1 protein-coding gene is annotated in these 1,024 nt (G+C 43.7%); it reads right to left on the bottom strand.

Annotated elements, in window-relative coordinates; all coding sequences use genetic code 11:
- On the bottom strand, nt 1-858 hold an 858-nt coding region (locus R7Q48_RS24970), incomplete at its 3' end, for a chemotaxis protein (protein ID WP_318132807.1).
- Between the last annotated feature and the right edge of the window lie 166 nt (nt 859-1,024).

The following is a 1,024-nucleotide window of genomic DNA, read 5'->3' as shown; positions in this document are numbered from 1 at the left end:
CTCTTCCACAAACTTGCTCGACTCTTCAATCCCTGTGGCCATGTGATGTACTTGTTGGCTCATTTGCTCTGCCGCACTTGCTTGAGATTCACTATTCACGTTGAGTGCATTGACTTGCTCATCCAACTGCGACGATTGCTCATCAAGCACTTGCGAAACAGATTTCAGCTCTATCGAATTTAAATTAGCTTGTTCCAATACTTCAGCCAGATGCAGTTCGCCTTCTGTTGCTTTTTTGGCGACTTGCTCACTCTCGACTTTTGCTGCTTCGGCATTTTCAATCGCATCATCACGTTGCTTAGCAGTAAATGCCTGAGCGATACAAATCACCACCAGCGGCAATACGGTACCAGACCAAATTTCTAATCTCTGAGAAGCTTCCGATAATACCAGTTGAGGAAACTCAAAACCCGAAACATGCTGATGTGTCATTAAGGCGGAAATGGCAATCACCACGCCACTCCAAGCAATAGCGATAAGACGAGTGCCAGATAAGAAGAAAGCGACAACCAACAAAGGCACCAAATAAGTTTGAGGTGAATCAACCACACCACCACTTTGATAAATGATATTGAGTGCATGCACCGACATCCCGACAAAACCAAGGTTAAGTGATAACGCAGGTTGCTTAAACCATTTGAGACTAGAAGCGGAAAGAAGCTCAAGAGTAATCAGAATGACAGAAGTTAAGATCAAGCTTTCGTGTCCATGCTTGAACCACTTAATTAAGCTATAAATTCCGACCAGAAAAGCGATGCAGGTAAATAAAGAGAGGATGTCAGCTTGACGTTGTTGCGTTCTCGTCCATTGAGGTTGGCGCGGCATAAATACACTGCGCCACAGCGTGGCTGGATTCATGTTCAATCTTCCTTGATTGATTTCTTATTAGACATCCGACCACTATAGTTTTGTAACATTTTCACAACAAATTTATTCCTTAAATCTGTCTGAGGTGTCTCATTTTTAGTACGGTAAGAGTCTAGCGATAACGCCCTTTTCTCGCACTGCTTGCTTTGCCTGCGAG

Source organism: Vibrio sp. 378, from assembly GCF_033339435.1.
Note: the sequence above shows the minus strand (reverse complement) of the source record. Positions and strands in the feature narration are given on the sequence as shown.